Annotated in this window: 16 protein-coding genes; 5 read left to right on the top strand and 11 right to left on the bottom strand. The window is 49.2% G+C overall.

Features of this window, described 5'->3' with window-relative positions; genetic code table 11:
- Positions 1-11 precede the first annotated feature (11 nt).
- Together FPE01S_RS21945 and FPE01S_RS21950 are read right to left on the bottom strand one after the other, a co-directional pair.
- Positions 12-1,265 carry a TlpA family protein disulfide reductase gene (locus FPE01S_RS21945; protein WP_046371198.1) on the bottom strand — a complete coding sequence of 418 codons (1,254 nt, stop codon included), beginning with the start codon at positions 1,263-1,265 and terminating at the stop codon, positions 12-14.
- A 282-nt stretch (positions 1,266-1,547) separates the two neighbouring features.
- Positions 1,548-2,105: a sigma-70 family RNA polymerase sigma factor gene (locus tag FPE01S_RS21950; protein WP_046371199.1), complete on the bottom strand. Its 558-nt coding sequence runs from the start codon at positions 2,103-2,105 to the stop codon at positions 1,548-1,550.
- Positions 2,106-2,255: 150 nt separating this feature from the next.
- Between FPE01S_RS21950 and FPE01S_RS25220 the strand changes: the two genes are divergently transcribed.
- On the top strand, positions 2,256-2,618 hold the full coding sequence (locus FPE01S_RS25220) for a helix-turn-helix transcriptional regulator (protein WP_052956094.1): 363 nt from the start codon (positions 2,256-2,258) through the stop codon (positions 2,616-2,618).
- A 145-nt stretch (positions 2,619-2,763) separates the two neighbouring features.
- Positions 2,764-3,294: a hypothetical protein gene (locus tag FPE01S_RS21960; protein ID WP_046371200.1), complete on the top strand. Its 531-nt coding sequence runs from the start codon at positions 2,764-2,766 to the stop codon at positions 3,292-3,294.
- 11 nt (positions 3,295-3,305) lie between these two features.
- Here FPE01S_RS21960 and FPE01S_RS21965 read toward each other — a convergent pair whose 3' ends face one another.
- Both FPE01S_RS21965 and FPE01S_RS21970 read right to left on the bottom strand, forming a co-directional pair.
- Positions 3,306-4,022 carry a nucleotidyltransferase family protein gene (locus FPE01S_RS21965; protein WP_046371201.1) on the bottom strand — a complete coding sequence of 239 codons (717 nt, stop codon included), beginning with the start codon at positions 4,020-4,022 and terminating at the stop codon, positions 3,306-3,308.
- Between the two features lie 8 nt (positions 4,023-4,030).
- Positions 4,031-5,470 (bottom strand): RapZ C-terminal domain-containing protein, encoded by a 1,440-nt coding sequence (locus tag FPE01S_RS21970; protein WP_046371202.1) that lies wholly within the window; start codon positions 5,468-5,470, stop codon positions 4,031-4,033.
- Positions 5,471-5,529: 59 nt separating this feature from the next.
- On the opposite strand from FPE01S_RS21970, the gene FPE01S_RS21975 reads away from it, so the two are divergent.
- Positions 5,530-8,334, top strand: a complete 2,805-nt coding sequence (locus FPE01S_RS21975) for a TonB-dependent receptor (RefSeq protein ID WP_046371203.1) — start codon at positions 5,530-5,532, stop codon at positions 8,332-8,334.
- A gap of 416 nt (positions 8,335-8,750) precedes the next feature.
- Here the strand turns inward: FPE01S_RS21975 and FPE01S_RS21980 are convergent, their stop codons facing one another.
- Genes FPE01S_RS21980 through FPE01S_RS21995 form a run of 4 tightly spaced genes read right to left on the bottom strand, consistent with a single transcriptional unit; the run spans position 8,751 to position 12,122 of the window.
- Positions 8,751-9,833 (bottom strand): aromatic ring-hydroxylating oxygenase subunit alpha, encoded by a 1,083-nt coding sequence (locus tag FPE01S_RS21980; RefSeq protein WP_046371204.1) that lies wholly within the window; start codon positions 9,831-9,833, stop codon positions 8,751-8,753.
- Between the two features lie 24 nt (positions 9,834-9,857).
- Complete coding sequence (locus FPE01S_RS21985) at positions 9,858-10,886, bottom strand: PA0069 family radical SAM protein (protein ID WP_046371205.1); 1,029 nt, start codon at positions 10,884-10,886, stop codon at positions 9,858-9,860.
- Between the two features lies 1 nt (position 10,887).
- Positions 10,888-11,520: a 2'-5' RNA ligase family protein gene (locus FPE01S_RS21990; RefSeq protein WP_046371206.1), complete on the bottom strand. Its 633-nt coding sequence runs from the start codon at positions 11,518-11,520 to the stop codon at positions 10,888-10,890.
- Positions 11,521-11,531: 11 nt separating this feature from the next.
- Positions 11,532-12,122: a hypothetical protein gene (locus FPE01S_RS21995; RefSeq protein ID WP_046371207.1), complete on the bottom strand. Its 591-nt coding sequence runs from the start codon at positions 12,120-12,122 to the stop codon at positions 11,532-11,534.
- 148 nt (positions 12,123-12,270) lie between these two features.
- Between FPE01S_RS21995 and FPE01S_RS22000 the strand changes: the two genes are divergently transcribed.
- A complete protein-coding gene (locus tag FPE01S_RS22000; protein ID WP_052956104.1) occupies positions 12,271-13,359 on the top strand; it encodes a metallophosphoesterase in 1,089 nt (362 codons plus the stop codon).
- A 3-nt stretch (positions 13,360-13,362) separates the two neighbouring features.
- On the opposite strand, the gene FPE01S_RS22005 is transcribed toward FPE01S_RS22000, so the two are convergent.
- Both FPE01S_RS22005 and FPE01S_RS22010 read right to left on the bottom strand, forming a co-directional pair.
- Entirely contained in the window at positions 13,363-14,175 is an 813-nt protein-coding gene (locus FPE01S_RS22005) for an N-acetylmuramoyl-L-alanine amidase (RefSeq protein ID WP_174446987.1), read from the bottom strand.
- A 2-nt stretch (positions 14,176-14,177) separates the two neighbouring features.
- Positions 14,178-15,479 (bottom strand): DEAD/DEAH box helicase, encoded by a 1,302-nt coding sequence (locus FPE01S_RS22010; RefSeq protein ID WP_046371209.1) that lies wholly within the window; start codon positions 15,477-15,479, stop codon positions 14,178-14,180.
- 32 nt (positions 15,480-15,511) lie between these two features.
- On the opposite strand from FPE01S_RS22010, the gene FPE01S_RS22015 reads away from it, so the two are divergent.
- Complete coding sequence (locus FPE01S_RS22015; RefSeq protein ID WP_046371210.1) at positions 15,512-16,444, top strand: SAM hydrolase/SAM-dependent halogenase family protein; 933 nt, start codon at positions 15,512-15,514, stop codon at positions 16,442-16,444.
- On the opposite strand, the gene FPE01S_RS22020 is transcribed toward FPE01S_RS22015, so the two are convergent.
- A complete protein-coding gene (locus tag FPE01S_RS22020) occupies positions 16,408-17,292 on the bottom strand; it encodes an aldose 1-epimerase family protein (protein ID WP_046371211.1) in 885 nt (294 codons plus the stop codon). The two genes, FPE01S_RS22015 and FPE01S_RS22020, sit on opposite strands and share 37 nt — an antisense overlap.
- Positions 17,293-17,325 lie beyond the last annotated feature (33 nt).

The raw sequence follows: 17,325 nt of genomic DNA on the forward strand, positions 1-17,325 counted from the left end.
AGCATAGTGTTTTAGTGTAACTGGCCAACAGGCCGACCAATGAAAAGCTGAATGTTTCGTCGCACCCGGCTAAGGCGGAGTCCGTATTTCTCCAGCGCCATGGAAATTTCTTCCATGGGTGTCACAGCAGGGATCTCGAGATCGATGGGAAAATCTACGCCTGACTCATCCTGAACCGGAACTGTTGACACATCATTGAGGTAACTCATCAGTAATGAGGGATCTGCATGTCTCAGCGCATATTTGCCGACACCCCTTTCATACAGATTTGTATACTCTTCTTTATAGACAGAGGGATAAACTGTTGTTCCGTTGGTGGTCAGCACCCAGCAATCCACCAGCGTATCTACAAGACTGGTCTGCAAACCAAAATAAAAATCAAACTGATTTTTCAACCATTGTTGTTGAACAGCCTCCGGGAGTGGTCGGTGAACTGCCTCAAAACAATACACCGCTTCTTTCTTATCCGTTGGAAAACGGAATCGGTTGTCGGGCATAGAACGGAGTTCAGGGCACACTGCCTGGTAAAAAGCAATACAGTTTAAATTGTTGATCCGAAGTCCCGTCCGATGACCCACGCTGTCATATGAAAAACCCCAATTGGTAAGCATTCCGGGTAGTGCATCAAATAGCGCGGTCCGGATACGCAGATCGTTTTGTTGCGCCGGGTCCAGCAATTCTATCCAGGGAGTATTGACGGGAAAGTCGATCGAAGAAGCTGCCAGTTTCATTGAGTCGTAGGCATCGGCAACCGCCCACTTCATCGCCCTTTCGTCAATTCCCTGTTCCTTGCTGATGCCACGAAACACACCATTCCTGTCTATCCATACAAAATGCGGAAAACTGGACCACGGAAAATATTGAGCACTCTGTTTATCCTGCAAAACAACGGGCAAGGTGAACTTTTCCTGGTGATAGGACTCCCAGTTCTTGATGACTTTCCGGATCCGGGCCTCATTGTCATTTACATTGGAAGGAATAACTGTAATGATCTGAACGTCTTTTTCAAAAGCATCCTGCAGATCAGCAGAGTGTTTGAAAAACGTAATACAGGAGGCACAATAGCTGGCCCAGAAATCCAGAATCACCACTTTGCCCTTCAGCGATGAAAGTTTAATTGACTTCTTTCCGGACTGATTAAGGGGAGAAAAAACAATTTCAGGAACCCTGTCGCCAGGCCTTAGTGCTTTTATTTTTGGCCGGGTCTGCCCATAACCATCAGCAATGGACAAAAGGATGCCAATTGCAAGAAATATCCTTTTCATGCAGCTAGTTTTGGAAAATATTTATGTTGGCATAATTCAGAGCAGGGTTGCGCAAACGGATAGACACATGAGAAATAACCAACAATCCGCTGCGCAACCACTGAACTCTATCTCAACTCAAACGGGGTTCTTGGGCTTCTTGGCCCACTGCGTTTTGAGCAGGTAAATTGTTATATAGGTGTAACTAAATGACATGACTAAGCGAAAATCATAAGCTTAATAAAATCAATCGGTGATCTGAGTGAAGGATCATCACAATAACAGAAAATGAGTTGTTGTTGTCTATAGTTTTTTCACCTTTTTTAACCTTAATCGTAAAATTTTTAATGCACGCGCTTTCTGGTTGCGTATTGTACTCTGCGTTAGCAGGAGTTGCGCCGCGATCTGACCATGTGACAATCCTTCCTGGTAATACAGATGGAAAATGAGCCGGGACTGAACCGGCAGATCCTTTGCCAGATGGAAGATCTCCCTTAGCGATTCCTGTTGCACGAAACGCTGATGAACACAGGCCTCCACTGCCACCTGCTGATGCCCAAGCCAGGAGGCATGGCGGCGCTCCAGGCGGCGTGAATGCTGAATTGCATTAAAGCATGCATTCCGCAAAGCGGTATATAATAAGCTTTTAAAACCGCCTAAGCTGCACCACCGGTCACGGTATTCCCATACCCGCAGAATCACTTCTTCCACGAGCTCACCAACTTTGTGGGCATCATGCAACAACCTGTTCGCATACCTGACCAAAGGCGAATAACAGGCTTTAAAAAATGACGTAAAATCCTGGAGTAATCCCTGCTGATACAACTTGAACCAGTCGTCCAGTGAGTATGCTGCTTCCATAGGCATTCCTTTGCCCCGTAAGAGGCGGTTAGCAATTCTCAGCAAGGGGTAGAAGCAGCGAGGCCCCGTGCCGTAAGTATATTGCTAATATACAAATACACAGTCATAACTAGGTAATCAAATTCAATAGATTTTATTCCTTGCGATCCGATGCCAGCGGGTTACCATCCTAATTTGACGGCTCTCGATGTTTTCATCATTGACAAAGCACGGGCTTTCCGACATGAGATGAATATGTCGCAGACAGCGTTAGGCATAGAGATGGGTCTTGATCCCAGTTTCATAGGAAATATTGAATCCAAGAAGTCAAAGGACAAATACAATATAAATCACGTCCAGAGGCTGGCTTATATATTCAACCGCTCGTTATGTGATTTTATTCCGCATTTTCCATTGATGGAGGATATAAACAATCCGCCCGCTGCCAGTAAAAAAGCCGGGAAAAAATCAGCAAAAATTTCGAAGAGCAGCAGGAAATCCCCTCCGGGAAAATCTAAAAAGCCAAACAAATAAGACGTAGCGGCTACTTCGTCCGCCGCAAATCCGACAACTAAAATCTGGGGGTTTTCACGGGGATTATTTGCTAATATTTTTAGTTTTTCAAAAGGGAATTGTTACTTTTGGGATTCAATTACAATTAACCGTTAAACTAGATCCCATGGCTGTTCCCCGCTATTCACCAGAGCAGCAGTTCCTCAACAGGATTGCACTGTTTACCGATGACAACGCGCTGCTCGCAGATCCGCGCCCTGCCATTGAACATGTATTTGAACTGGCTCCCCTGCCGCACCTCCAGGAAAAATGGCGCGAATACAGCCTGATCGCCATTCAGGAGGGCAACCAGCTGGAGGAAGGGCACGCTGCCTGCCTTGATTACTTTAACCGCCTTGAATTACTGGTTGAAGCCGCCTGGCTAGCCATCGCAAATGACGCTCCCGAGAGTTTATCCTTTGAGGATTTTTTCGGTGAAATCACTCTCAGCGAATGGAAGAGGATATTAGATTCCTGGCGCACCGCCGTTATGGCCAATCACGCTCTTGATGAATCAGTAGAGACAGTTCACCTGCTCACCTGCTTTCTGAAAATGATCCAGCTTCTTGATGATGCATTTACCTGGCTCAAAACATCCGATGAGGACGAGCAACTGAAAGATCGTGTTCCGGATTACCTGCTGGCACCAGCGGTATAATTGTTTCAGGTTCAGGGGAACAGAGATTCAGCAACACCAATGCTTTCCGGTTTACCTACGTCTACCAGGCGATCTCCACTATGATCAAATCCCATGATCCGGTGGTCACGCGCCAGGCCGAGATAAACGTCTACCAATGAAAACTTACCACGTTGCCGGATCAGGTCAAACACTTCGCTGTTATATGCCACCACGCAACTATACGCCAACGGGCGCAGGTCAGGCTTATCAATACTGATACGCCGCTCCCCTGTTTGTGTATTGGTCCACCCGCACAACCGGTTATCCTCATCAAACAAAAAATACCGGGAAGTCTTTCTGGCCGTAACCCCAAAGCTGATCAGCGCCTCCTGCTGACGATGATATGCCAGCAGCCGGTTCAGATCCAGGTCGGTCAGTATATCCGCATTGATCGACACAAACGGCGCCTGCCCTTCCAGGTAAGGGCGCGCTTTTAGTAATCCACCACCGGTTTCCAGCACTTCTTCCCGCTCATCACTGATCATGATATGTGACCCCCATCCATCCGCCTGCTGAATCGCAGTCTCAATCTGGCCGGCAAAATGGTGTACGTTCACTACCACCTCAGTAATGCCATACCGCTGGAAATATTCCACATTCCGCTGCAAAAGCGATTTGCCATTTACCGGCGCCAGCGCCTTCGGCCGCGTATCCGTCCACGGTTTAAAACGAGTACCCAATCCGGCTGCAAATATCATTGCCTTCATAATAATCTTTAGTCGTTGAATACCTGTTCGCGATGCTTCACCTGCACCTTTACCCCAAATTTATTCCGCAGGTGCCTTGCCAATGCATCTGCAGCATATACACTCCGGTGCTGTCCCCCCGTACAGCCAAAGTTCACCTGCAGGCTGCTGAATCCCCGCTTAATATAATCCGACACCGTTATGTCTACAATATCGAAAACACTGTTCAGATAATCGGGCATGCTGGTCTGCTGTTCCAGGTAATCCTGAACGGCCTTATCCCTGCCGGTTTGTATTTTAAAAGTCTCAATTCGCCCCGGATTCAATATTCCCCTGCAGTCGAACACAAATCCACCACCATTACCGGAATCATCACCCGGCAATCCCTTCTTGTAACTAAAACTCTGGATACTCACGACCAGTGGCGAATCAGGACCCGCCCGCAACGGCTCAAACCGGTTGATCACTTCCGCACTCGCACAAAACTGAAGGCATCGGTCAAACTCTGGCACTGAGATACCCATCCTGCTATGTCCGGTGAACTGTTGCAGGTTACGTAAAGCCAGCGGAATACTTGTCAGGAACTGTGCTTTCCGCTGAAAAAAACCACGGAATCCGTATGCCCCCAAAACCTGTAACAGGCGGATCAGCACATATCCATTATACTGGGCCGTAAACAATGCCGCATCCAGCGGATTGGGCAGGAACCGGCTCGCTTCTTCTATATAGTATTCCAGCAACCTGTCTTTCCATTCTGCAGGCAGATCTGCCCGTGCCTGCCACAACAGACTGGCTACATCATACTGCAACGCGCCCTTCATGCCACCCTGGTAATCGATGAAATGGACATTATCCTGTTCCACCATGATATTCCGGCTTTGAAAATCCCGGAACATAAAATATTTGTTCTCCGTTCTGGTCAGGTAAGTGCTCAGCGCATCAAAATCGTCCAGCAACGCCTGCTTGTCGTACGGAAACTTCAGCGTGTCAAGGAAATAATACTTGAAATACAAAAGATCGCTCAATATCGCCTGCTTTCCGAACTCAAACGCCGTGAGACATTGAGAATAGTCAATCGACGAATCCCCTTCAATCTGCAATTGTGCCAGGCGCGACAAACTCTGTTTGAAAAGATTAAATACATGATCAGAATACCCTTCCTTTTCCAAAATATTGAGCAGGCTGATATCCCCAAAATCAGTTTGCAGATAAGTATCGCCTGTTTCATTCACTGCCAGGATCCGTGGAACCGGACAATCTTGTGTCAGCAAGGAACGGGTAAAGCTCAAAAACGTGGCATTTTCCCTGAGATGATTGTTGTAGGTTGCAATCGCCGTTTTCTCCCCTTCTCCAAAAACCCGGAAGTACAACCGGTCACTTCCGCTCTGCGGCAATTTACTGATCGATAGCGGCTGTTTTCCGAAAGTTTCTTCCCATAATTGGGCTATACCTGATGTAATTGTTTCCATATGATTAGCTGTCGAAAATAGGATTGTTTTTATTAAATTCAGACAAACACCCAATTCGCATGAGACATACCAAACTACTGCTTACGGCCTTCGGCCTGTTGCAGGCTTTTTGCCTGTTTGCACAATCGGTCATAACGGGAACCATTACCGACCAGCAATCCAAATCCCCCCTGCAAGGCGTCTCTGTCAAAGTACGGGGTACCCGCAATGGAACGATCACCAATGACGTGGGACAATTCTCACTTTCTGCTAAACCAGGAGATATTTTCGATATCACCATGATTGGCTATACCAGCCAGGCAGTTACTATCGGTTCCGAATCCAGCATTTCCCTGGCACTGGAACCCAACATTACTGACCTGGGCGGTGTAGTGCTGGTCGGCACCCGCCGCCCCGGCAGGGTTAAAATCGAAACACCTGTGCCTGTTGACATTGTCAATGTGGGACAGGTAGCCCTGCCAACCGCGCGGATGGATCTTACCTCCATCATGAATTATTCAGCTCCCTCCTTTAACTACAACAAACAAAGTGGCAGTGATGGCGCCGATCATATTGATTTGGCAACGCTCCGGGGACTGGGACCCGATCAAACACTCGTGCTCGTCAACGGAAAACGCCGTCACCAGACAGCGTTTGTTGCCGTATTCGGCACCAGGGGCAGGGGCAATTCCGGCACAGACCTCAGTGCATTGCCCATGGCTGCAATTGACCGGGTTGAAATCCTGCGCGATGGCGCTTCCGCCCAATATGGATCTGACGCAATCGCCGGCGTCATCAACCTCGTGTTGAAAAAAAACACGGGTGAACTTACCGGAAATATCGGCTGGTCCGGCTATCTCGACCACAAATACAATCCCGCTACCAAACCCGAACTTGGCCAGTATGTTTATGGCAATAAACTTGACGGTAACGCCCTAACTGCCAACCTGAATTATGGTTTTAATATCGGTAAGAATGGCGGCTTCATGAATTTATCCGGCAACTTCATCAGCTCCGGCAAAACCTACCGGCAAGCATTATCCACCGACGAGAACAGCAAAGACTACCTGCCAACTAACATCTACCGGCGCGCACATGGCGATGGCTCCCTCGATGCCGGCGGCATCTTCCTCAACACAGAAATTCCGATTGCTAAAACCACAACAAGTTTCTACGCGTTTGGTGGATACAATCATAAGTTTTCAGACGCCTACGCCTTTACCCGTAACTGGTCAGCCCGACCCGACCGCTTTCCGACAGACGCCTCCGGTGAACTGATTGAAGTACCTGGCATTATGCAGAAAACCAGTGACGGAGAGATCTACTACAACCCTCATATCCAGACCAAGATCAATGATTTCTCTGTTGCCACAGGCTTCAGGGGAAAAATCGGACAATGGGACTGGGACCTGAGCAATACACTCGGCAATAATGATTTTCATTTTTACGGTGCACGCACCTTCAACGCTTCCATCGGACCAGTGCCCACCAGCTTTGACGATGGCGGCTTCAAATTCACCCAGAATACGGTGAATGCCGGAATCAACCGCACTTACAATACGGTGCTGGAGGGACTAAACCTGAGCTTCGGCGCGGAACTTCGCACAGAACGGTACAAAATCATCGCAGGCGAAGAGGGCTCTTATAAGAACTATGATGCCACCGGTGAGAAAGCCGGAGGTGCACAGGGTTTCCCTGGATACCAACCATCGGATGAGATCAATGCCAAAAGAACAGTTGTGGGCGTTTACGCCGATGGTGAGCTGGATATTACAAAAAAATGGCTTGTCGGATTGGCCACGCGATTTGAGAACTACAGCGATTTCGGTTCAACCTTTAACTGGAAGATTGCCACCCGATACAAGATCACCAACAACTTTAACATCCGTGGCTCCTATAGTACCGGCTTCCGGGCGCCTTCCCTTCAGCAGATCAACTTCTCCTCCACCTTTACGACCGTACAGGGTACAGAAATCAAGGAAGTTAAGATCGCCCCGAACTATAGTGAGATCACAAGAGCAGCCGGCATTCCTGAACTCGTACAGGAAAAATCACAGAACGCCAGCCTGGGATTCACTACCAAGATCACCAACGGCCTCAGCCTGACTGTTGATGGATATTGGGTGAAAGTAAAAGACCGGGTCGTGTTAAGCGGACAATTCAGTGCTGAGGATGAAGGACTCGATCCCATACTGATCGAAGAAATGGAAAGATTGCACGTATCGCTCGCACAATTCTTCGCTAATGCCGTGAACACAACCAACAAGGGTATAGATCTTGTACTGGAATACAACAAAACCTATAAACCCAACCGGTCTGTCCGCGCATTGCTGACCGGCAATATCCAGGATATGACCATCGATGACATCAATGTCCCGGAAAAACTGAGCGGCACAGCAGATCTGCGTGCGACCTTCCTTACAGAACGCGAACAGAAATTCATCCTCGCTTCTGCACCGAATTTCAAATTCGGGTTTACGTTTGAACACAATTGGGAACGCTTTGGCCTTGGTTTGCGGCTAACCTATTTTGGCAAAACGACAATACTCGGCTATGGAGATGGAACTGCCGACGACTTTACACCGCCCTTCAACAGGGGAGATCTTTACGCATATGTGCCCTCCGATGCAGATGGCTCTCCGGTGAAGGATCAGTACGTCTACAACCCCAAGATGACTACCGATATCTATGGCACTATCCACTTGGATAAAAAATTCACGCTCTACCTCGGAGCAGACAATATTTTTAATGTTCACCCGGACCTCGGCTTTGCTCCCGGTGCAAAAAGCTGGGCTTTCAATAACGAAACCGGTGGCCCCTGGGACGCTGTGCAAATGGGCGGCAACGGGCTTAGGTTCTTTGCGAGGATCGGCTTCAAACTCTGATTCCCTGTCAAAGTTATTTTTTGGCGTCTGACAATGTCAGGCGCCATTTCCTTTGAAGAAAAGCCCGCAACGATGGTGCGTGCGCGCTTCGCGCGACGCCTGTTTCACGCAAAGCACGCGAAGGTGCAAAGGCGCAAAAAGAAATTTTTAGAAGAACAATAATGTATAGGTGGCGGGCAGCGGCGTTGGAAGTAGAAAAGCCCTTTCAAAATATCTTTAAAATAGAAATTTGATACAATGCATTTATCGCGTATTCAATTACTAATACTTTTTGCACCTTGGTGCCTTGGCGTGAAATAAAAAGGCGCGCAGCGCCTTAAATGCAAGCATTGACTTTGCTTTGCGCGAAATAAACTACCATAGCAAATATCTTGGGAGAACAACAATTCGAAAGCCGTAAAGTTCCAGCTACTTTCTCAACCCATCCGCTCAGCGAGAAGCCCATGAAAATGATGTGTCCCCTTTTCATGCCGCACACTATATCGGCCGTGGGAATAAAAGCGGGAACGGATGCCCTTTTGCACGTACTGCACCACTTCTTCATCTTCCAGTTCCACCGCATCCAATCCACTGCCCGCTCCTTTTTCCCGCTTGCTTTCATCATAAACAAAAGGAATAAAGGTCACTTTACACCGACCCGCATCCAGCGGCAATACCAGATTCAGTGACAGGCCCCAGGGATAGAAATTAAACATCATATTGGGAAATGTCCAGAAATAATATGCCGCTACTTCCTTGCCAAAATCAACGCTGTCTGATGGCAATTCAAAGCAATTGTCTCCCTTCTTGCCTATGCCCAACTGTAAATTCGAAAAACGGAACAATTCCGTTGTGTAGGATCCGAAATCCAATACAGCATTTAACCCGGCATGCACAAAAGGGATATGAAATCCTTCCAGGTAATTTTCACAATACAACGCCCAGTTGGCCTTCACTTCAAAATGTTGCACCTGGTCTTCCCGCACTTCCATCCTATCGAGCGGCAACCATCCAACGCGTTGCATCATATCACCAAAATACGCCTTCGGATCCTGCAACGGATCGAGACAGGTAAACAACAATTTTCCCCATTGGAATAAGGGCAATGAATGCAGGTTATCTGCTGCTGTCGGAAAGTCCAGCACTTCCTTAAACTCCGGCATCGACTGAAATTGACCATCCAGTCCGAAGATACGTCCATGGTACTTGCACCGCAACTGATTTACCCGACAGGGCTCATATGCCAGGAGGTTCCCCCGATGCGTACAAACATTGGAAAGCAGGTGAATCTTACCTGCCTTATCTTTCGTCAGCAATAGCGGTTCATCCAGGTAGCCCTCCAAAAGGACAAACGGAAAACAATCACCGGGTTCCTTCACCAGATCAGCATGACCGATATATAACCACGAATGGGCAAATATCTTTTCCTTCGCCAGTTCAAAATTTGCCGGGTCAGTATAAAAACTTGTGGAGATAGTTTGCGCCCGGGCAATATCAGGATCAATATGAAAACGCGGCATAAATCGCTTTCGCTAAAGTTACTGCTAAAACATTTTCAGTTGCTGGCCCGGAGTTGCAAACAATGAAGTATCATGTTCCCACCTTTCGCCGGTCAGGCCATAGAGCTGCCGGAACTTTTTGAACTGCTGATTGACCATTTCCGCCAAAACGCCTTCGCCCTTCATCCGCGTTCCCCACCGGCTGTCATTGACCTGACCACCATGGCCATCTTCAATGCCATGCCAGACCTTATCTGCACGGTCAGGAAAATTCTTGTATAGCCAGTCATGGAAAAGAATCTTGACCGCCCCATTCAACCGGATAAAGGTATAGGCTGCACCACGTGCGCCGGCCTCCGCCGCCGCCTCCAGTATGGCTGGCAATTCATGATCCGTCAGTCCGGGAATTACGGGTCCGATCATCACACCTGTATTAACCCCCGCAGCACTTAATTCACGTATTGTTCTCAGGCGTTGCGCGGCAGTAGTAGTTCGCGGCTCCATTACCCTGCGGGTGGATTCCGTCAGAGAAGTAATTGTGACGAAAACTGAGGCCAGCTTCTTCTCCGCCATCGCAGCAAGAATATCCATATCCCGGAGCACCAGCGCATTCTTGGTAATAATGCCAACAGGCTGGTTGAAGGAATGGCAAACCTCCAGCAACCGCCGGGTCAGGCGAAACTTCTGTTCCCCCGGCTGGTAGCAATCCGTGTTGCCGCTGATAGAGATCGGGACGCATTCCCAATTCGGTTTCAACAGAAACTTGCGCAACAACTCCGGCGCATTCCTTTTCACGATGATCTTACGCTCAAAATCCAAACCTGCACTGTAACCCCAATATTCATGCGAATTACGGGCATAACAGTAAATGCAACCATGTTCACAACCCTGATAAGGGTTCATACTGTAAAACATGCCCACATCGGGACTATCCACCTTGTTCACCAGGCTTTTTGCTTCCTGTTCCTGGAATTGCGTTGGTATCTCCGCTTCCGGAATCTCCCAATCGTATTGAAGTTTGTCAAACCGATTGGACGTATTGATCTGCGCACCTCTTCCTTTTACCCCTTGCATACTATCCGAATAAACTTGTTTGCATTGCACCAATAGGCAGATCTTTCCATTCCATCCTTTGAACGATCTGCCAATAGCGATCGCCGTTCCTGCGCTTCAGGAGCAGGCAGGCATCCGCCATGAACTGTGCAGTAAAATGTTTGCGGCTGTAAGTTGCCCATGCAGCGGTATATTTTTCAGGCGGTAGTTTCGACGCCAGCAATATTTTATGTTCTGCTGTAAAGAAAGGCTGATGGTCACGGTCAGGCCGCAATACATGCTGTACCTGTTTCAGATCCCGAACGAGCGGTTGTAAATGCTGCGCGCAGGTCACCGGCAGGTAAATGGCATGGGTTGGCTGGGCCGCAAAATTCTTTATATGAATAGCCGCTGGCCGCCATGCGGAAACCGTCTGGCGTAACTGGCGGACTACCTTATCCTCCATTCCGATATGTTGCCGGAACCTTAATAGCGGCATCATCACTTCATTTGATGGCGCCGGCAAATTATAGTCAACGGCAAAATGCTGCCGGAGCTTTCTCACCCTGTCCTTGATACTTTCAGGCATTGAAACCACCAGCTGGTACTCCCACAAAACAGGATCCAACCGGTCAACAGGCATCAGCGCTTTACGCAATAAGGTGGTTGCTGACATATTTTTTGTTTTTACTCATTAATGAAATTCAATCGCATCGCCAAGGGGAGACGGCTGACAATTTGTTGTCCCTGACCAACCAGCAGCACTTCCTCTACCAACCCCCTGCTGGCGAATGTTCTGGCTGAATAATCCAGGAGCACTTCCAGTGACCGGCTGTCTTCCATTGAATGAACAAGTTGCAACCTTGGCGCTGGCACGGTCACACCACCTGTTCCGTTACTTCTCAGCCAGCCGTCAAGCGACCGGAATTGCTCTCCAAGCCGACGAACGGGACCATCATCCGCCAACCGGATAAACAATGGATATCCGGGCAGACTGCCATAATTGTTACAAGTCAACTCAAACCGCTCTACCTGCGCACAGATCCTGTGCATCCAGCGCAACAGCGTTTCCTCCATATCGCGCCGGGCACAAAATCCGGCAACCGTGATCATTGGCTGCGTAAACCATTGAATTGCCTTGCCATATGTGGTCAGCCCATATGCCTTTTCTTCATCCAGCTGCAGCCTGATTTCCCGACTCAGGTTCAGCACCAGCTTATATTCCACCAGTGCTCTTTCCTGCAGTAACCTGTCCAGTAATAATGTTTCCCTTTCCATGCGGCCCCGTTTTGGTAACCAATTTATTTAGCATAAACTTACTAACTAATTTAGTATTGTCAAAATATTTTACCGCTCTCCCAATTACCCGGTACCTTTCCATATGCGAAAAATTTTACTGGCGTTTTTCGAAGTGTTCCGGTCAATTATGAAATTTTTCCTCCGCAGACCGGTCACCTGGCTGGCTGACCGCGTCTCCTCCTCCCCCCAACAGGTTAATGTCGATAAAGCACTCAGCGAGCTGTACAACAGTATCGCAGATGAACCCGGTAAAAAAGGTCCACTGTTCGCCTTCCGGCCCGACGAACACCCGGTAATCATTTTCAGCGACCTCCACAAAGGCACCAGGGATGGTGCAGATGATTTCGCTGTCTGCGAAGAAAATTATCTCGCGGCCCTGGCCTATTACAACACACAGAACTTCTATTACCTGAATCTTGGCGACAGCGAGGAACTCTGGGAAAACATCCTGCCCAATGTGATCCGCTTCAATAAAAAGACGTTTGCTGCGGAACGCGCCTTCGCCGACCGCCGTGCGTTTGTGAAGCTCGTCGGCAACCACGACCTGTATTGGGGAAACGATCCCCTGGCACCAGCCGTACTCAAAGTATTGTATAACCGGCCGCAAAAAGCACATATGGGTGCAATCCTCCGCGCCCAGCTGCCCGATGGAGAAATCGATTTCTTCTGTACCCACGGTCACCAGGGTGATGCTCAAAGTGACGGCAATGCCTTCAGTAAATGGTTTGTGAGTTATGTATGGGGACCTGCGCAGACTTTCCTGGAAATCAATACCAATTCACCTTCCTGCAACGACAACAACAAGACGCTGCACAACCAGTTCATGTATCAATGGAGTGAGAAACAGAAAAACCTGGTTCTGATTACCGGGCACACACACCAGCCGGTGTTCAACTCCCTCACCCATCTTGAAAGGCTATACCTCCAGCTGGAAGAAGCGAAAGACCACGGAGACAACACTACAGCAGAGAAGATCCTTCAGGAGATCCCACGCCGGAAACGGGAATACAACCATATTGGCCCGCAGTTCCGCAGCATGAAGCCCAGCTATTTCAATGCCGGATGCTGCTGTTTTGAGGATGGCAATATCACCGGGATCGAAATCGCGGATGGATATATCCGCCTGGTTAAATGGACCAAAAAAAATGGCACGCCGCAACGCGAGGTAGCAGAAGAGATTCACCTGGTTCAACTGAGTGCAAAGCTTAATGCCTGAAGATCATAACGCCAGCAGCAGTCCGTACAACACTTTCCGAGCATCCTCATTCATCCCCACGGTACTGTCCTGCATCCAGTGCCGTTTAAAAGAAGAAATGGCAGCAGTAGTGTCCCTCACATCATATCCGATCAGTTTCAGCGCAAGCGTATCATTAAAATCAGGAGAGGGCACAAGTCCCGTTGTATCCCGGTACCAGATCCCGAATCCATGATCGTATAAATCTTTCCAGGGGAACCGCCAGTTCGGGTCATTTTTTCGTGATGGTGCAATATCACCATGACCGATAAAGTTGGCTGCGGGGATATTATAACGCCGTTTCAGCGTATCAAGCAGGGTATACAGGCTGTTGAGCTGTCTTTCATCAAAATACTCGAAACCGTTATTATCAAGCTCAATTCCGATGCTGCTGGAATTAAGGTCAGTATTGTTTCCCCATTTCGCCACACCGGCATGGTGCGCGCGCAGGTAATCATTGAGCATCTGGTGAATGGTGCCATCCTTGCAGATCACATAATGGGCACTTACCTGTGTACGGGGGAGGGTAAATGTTTTCAGGGTCTGCTCGCAACTGTTTTGCGCCGTGTGATGAATGACCACATAGTTGGGCTTGCGGATCCCGAAATTGGTTGTTCCGACCCAATACGTACCATTGTCCAGGCTATTGGCAGGTGGATATTGCTGCAATGTTTTAGTCAGCGCTTTGACTTGTTTCCTGTGCGCCTTATTCGTTTTGGCATAAGGGTTAGGACTACAGGAATGAAGCCCAACCAATACTGCAAGCAATATCATGAGCGATACCCTGAGTTTCAGCATGATTATTCCGGTTTGGGTTTCTGCTGAGACCGTTGCTGGTGATGGGGTTTGCGGGCATGTGCCTGGCTGCCTTTTCCTACACCCTGCTGGGGACGGGGATTTCCCTGGCCGCGGTGACCACCATGGCCCCTGCCTCTTCCTCCGCCTCTTTTCGCTGGCTGATAAGCCGGCGTTTCGCCCAGTTCTGCCGGAACGGCTGCTTTATCCACTTCCTTTCCGATCAGCGATTCAATCCTGGAAAAGCGGCCGATCTCACGGTCGCTCACCAGTGTAAATGCCTTTCCGTCCCGCTCCGCCCGGGCGGTTCTGCCGATACGGTGCACGTAGTCTTCGCCGTCATTGGGCACATCATAATTCACCACCACGTCGATGGTGTCAATATCTATTCCGCGGGACAGCACATCGGTGGCAACAATCACTGGTATCCTGCCACTCCTGAAACCCTGCAGCAGGTCTTCCCGCTCGCTTTGCTCGAGATCAGAATGGATTTCCGCTACATTGAACTTTGCCCTTTTCAGCATTTGGGTCAGTTGTTTGACCGTCTGCTTTCTGGAGCAGAAGATGATCAGGCTCCTGTGGGGAGTATCGCGGATAATGCGCTGGATCAGCGGATTCTTCTGCGGCTCATATACAACGTAGGCTTTCTGTTCAACCTTTTCAGGTGGCTTGGAGATGGCGATATTGATCTCCACCGGCTGCTTCAGGATCTTGCGGGCAAGGCTGCGGATCTTCTCCGGCATAGTGGCGGAAAACAGGAGGCTTTGCCTTTTTTCAGGCAGGTGCTTGATGATGCGCATAATATCATCACTGAAACCCATGTCCAGCATCCTGTCTGCTTCATCCAGCACCAGGAACTGCAGCTGGCTGAAATCCACATATCCCATATTAAGGTGGGCGATCAGCTTGCCTGGTGTGGCGATGATCAGGTCAACGCCGTTCCGCAGGGCTTGCTTTTCCTGCACGAAAGCCTGTCCGTCAACACCGCCGTAGATGGCGATACTGCTCACTTCGGTAAAATAGGCCAGCCCTTCCACATGCTGGGCGATCTGGATCGCCAGTTCGCGGGTAGGCACAATAATCAGCGCGCTGGTATGTCCTTCATGCCTGTGGCCGATGAGCCGGCTCAGGATAGGCAATAAAAAAGCGGCGGTTTTGCCGGTTCCGGTCTGTGCAGATGCGATGATATCCCGACCTTCGATGATAGAAGGCATCACTTGCTCCTGGACGGGTGTGAGGGTGATATATCCCGAGGCGTCAATGCCATCCATAAGGCTCGGATCCAGCGTTAATTCAGTAAACTTCACAAATATTAATCATTTCTAATTTGGTAAAGATAATGCATCGCCGCCGCTTTTCCGGTATCGTCCTGGCCCTGATCACGCTCCAATCCGCTATTTCAGCGTATTCGCAAACTGGTGCGCTGGTATTTCAAACGGACTTTGGTTTAAAAGATGGCGCCGTTTCGGCCATGAAGGGTGTCGCTTTCGGCGTATCACCTGAGCTAAAGCAGTTTGACCTGACCCATGAAATTCCGCCGTTCAATATCTGGGAAGGCGCTTACCGGCTGGAACAAACGGTCGCCTACTGGCCAGCCGGTACTGTTTTTGTTTCAGTTGTCGACCCCGGGGTGGGGTCGAACCGCAAATCCGTAGTGGCAAAACTGAAAACCGGCCAGTTCGTAGTAACGCCGGATAACGGTACGCTCACCTTATTGGCAGAAGCTCCCGGCATCGATTCACTGCGACAGATAGACGAATCCGTCAATCGCCTGAAAGGATCCGGTGACTCCTATACCTTTCATGGCAGGGATGTATATGCGTATACCGGTGCGCGGCTCGCCGCCGGAAAAATCAGCTTTACAGAAGTGGGGCCGCTCCTTCCAGATCCCGTGATCAGGCTCCCCTATCAGCAGGCTACAGTCAAAACCGGCCTCATTCTGGGAAACATTCCTGTTCTGGATGTACAGTACGGTAACGTGTGGACGAATATCAGGGCTTCTTTGCTTGCCACCATCGGTATTCATTATGGCGACACGATTTTGGTTGAGATCCTGCAAGGTAAAAAGCAGGTATACAGAGGCGCGATGCTGTATGGCACCACTTTTTCTGCCGTACCGGAAGGTAAGCCGGTTGCTTACAGCAACAGCCTGCTGCAACTCGCATTCGGCATCAATATGGGCGATTTCGCTTCAACCTGGCATGTAGGCAGCGGGAACAACTGGACAGTGAAGGTTCAGAAACAACGGACAGACCACTCCCGCGCGAAATAGTCGCCGGGGCCGAGGGAGCGGATGCCTTCCTTGCGGGTCAGTTCTTTATCGTGATGTACGCTGTCGGCTATACCACACCAGGGCTCGAGACAAACAAAAGGCGCTCCTGCCGGTGCCCAGATTCCGAAGAAAGGGAAATCCTGCCAGGAAAACTCAATTCCATTCATATGCTTCCATCCCAATAAGCGGATATGTTGATCCGGCAAGCCTTTCAGCACAATTGCATCCTCGCTGAACAAACCGGCATTAAGGCGCAACACGTGATTATCCAGCGTTATCGTTTCCGTCTCATCACTGATGAGTCCATCAGAAAGTTTGTATCGCACCAAAGCGTCCGAACGATCGAACTGAAGGTAATGATCCTCATAGTCGCCCGCATCAGCAACACCCGTTGGCGGAACAGCAAAAGCCGGGTGTGCTCCCACAGAAAACCACAACGTGTCGGGACCGGTATTCACCACGGTATAACGGACACTGAGGCGGTCTTCAATCAGTGCATAAAACACATGAAACTGGAATGAAAAAGGATACACTTCCCTCGTTTCACTATCATCCTGTAACAGAAAATTAGCGGCAAGCGGGCTGCTCTGTTCTACCATAAAACGCTTGTCGCGGGCAAAGCCATGGCGGGGAAGGCTGTAGGTTTTGCCCTGGTAGGTATAACTGTTGTCGCGGAGCGTACCTACAATTGGAAATAATACGGGAGAAGTTTTACCCCACCACGCCGGGTCTCCCGACCACAGGTAGTTGATGCCGGTCTTCTTTCCCTTTAATTGCCGGAGTTCGGCTCCCTTCGGATGAAGGTGAACGATAAGGTGTTCATTTTCCAAAACAATCCGATCTGGCATTTCCTTCGGTTTACGTGCAAGTTACACTTAAGA

Origin of the sequence: Flavihumibacter petaseus NBRC 106054 (genome assembly GCF_000974785.1) — a bacterium.
GTDB lineage: Bacteria > Bacteroidota > Bacteroidia > Chitinophagales > Chitinophagaceae > Flavihumibacter > Flavihumibacter petaseus.

Bases quoted from the DNA above. Each gene is read 5' to 3' on its own strand.
- FPE01S_RS21945 (WP_046371198.1), bottom strand. From the start codon at position 1,265: ATGAAAAGGATATTTCTTGCAATTGGCATCCTTTTGTCCATTGCTGAT.
- FPE01S_RS21950 (WP_046371199.1), bottom strand. From the start codon at position 2,105: ATGGAAGCAGCATACTCACTGGACGACTGGTTCAAGTTGTATCAGCAG.
- FPE01S_RS25220 (WP_052956094.1), top strand. From the start codon at position 2,256: ATGCCAGCGGGTTACCATCCTAATTTGACGGCTCTCGATGTTTTCATC.
- FPE01S_RS21960 (WP_046371200.1), top strand. From the start codon at position 2,764: ATGGCTGTTCCCCGCTATTCACCAGAGCAGCAGTTCCTCAACAGGATT.
- FPE01S_RS21965 (WP_046371201.1), bottom strand. From the start codon at position 4,022: ATGAAGGCAATGATATTTGCAGCCGGATTGGGTACTCGTTTTAAACCG.
- FPE01S_RS21970 (WP_046371202.1), bottom strand. From the start codon at position 5,470: ATGGAAACAATTACATCAGGTATAGCCCAATTATGGGAAGAAACTTTC.
- FPE01S_RS21975 (WP_046371203.1), top strand. From the start codon at position 5,530: ATGAGACATACCAAACTACTGCTTACGGCCTTCGGCCTGTTGCAGGCT.
- FPE01S_RS21980 (WP_046371204.1), bottom strand. From the start codon at position 9,833: ATGCCGCGTTTTCATATTGATCCTGATATTGCCCGGGCGCAAACTATC.
- FPE01S_RS21985 (WP_046371205.1), bottom strand. From the start codon at position 10,886: ATGCAAGGGGTAAAAGGAAGAGGTGCGCAGATCAATACGTCCAATCGG.
- FPE01S_RS21990 (WP_046371206.1), bottom strand. From the start codon at position 11,520: ATGTCAGCAACCACCTTATTGCGTAAAGCGCTGATGCCTGTTGACCGG.
- FPE01S_RS21995 (WP_046371207.1), bottom strand. From the start codon at position 12,122: ATGGAAAGGGAAACATTATTACTGGACAGGTTACTGCAGGAAAGAGCA.
- FPE01S_RS22000 (WP_052956104.1), top strand. From the start codon at position 12,271: ATGAAATTTTTCCTCCGCAGACCGGTCACCTGGCTGGCTGACCGCGTC.
- FPE01S_RS22005 (WP_174446987.1), bottom strand. From the start codon at position 14,175: ATGCTGAAACTCAGGGTATCGCTCATGATATTGCTTGCAGTATTGGTT.
- FPE01S_RS22015 (WP_046371210.1), top strand. From the start codon at position 15,512: ATGCATCGCCGCCGCTTTTCCGGTATCGTCCTGGCCCTGATCACGCTC.
- FPE01S_RS22020 (WP_046371211.1), bottom strand. From the start codon at position 17,292: ATGCCAGATCGGATTGTTTTGGAAAATGAACACCTTATCGTTCACCTT.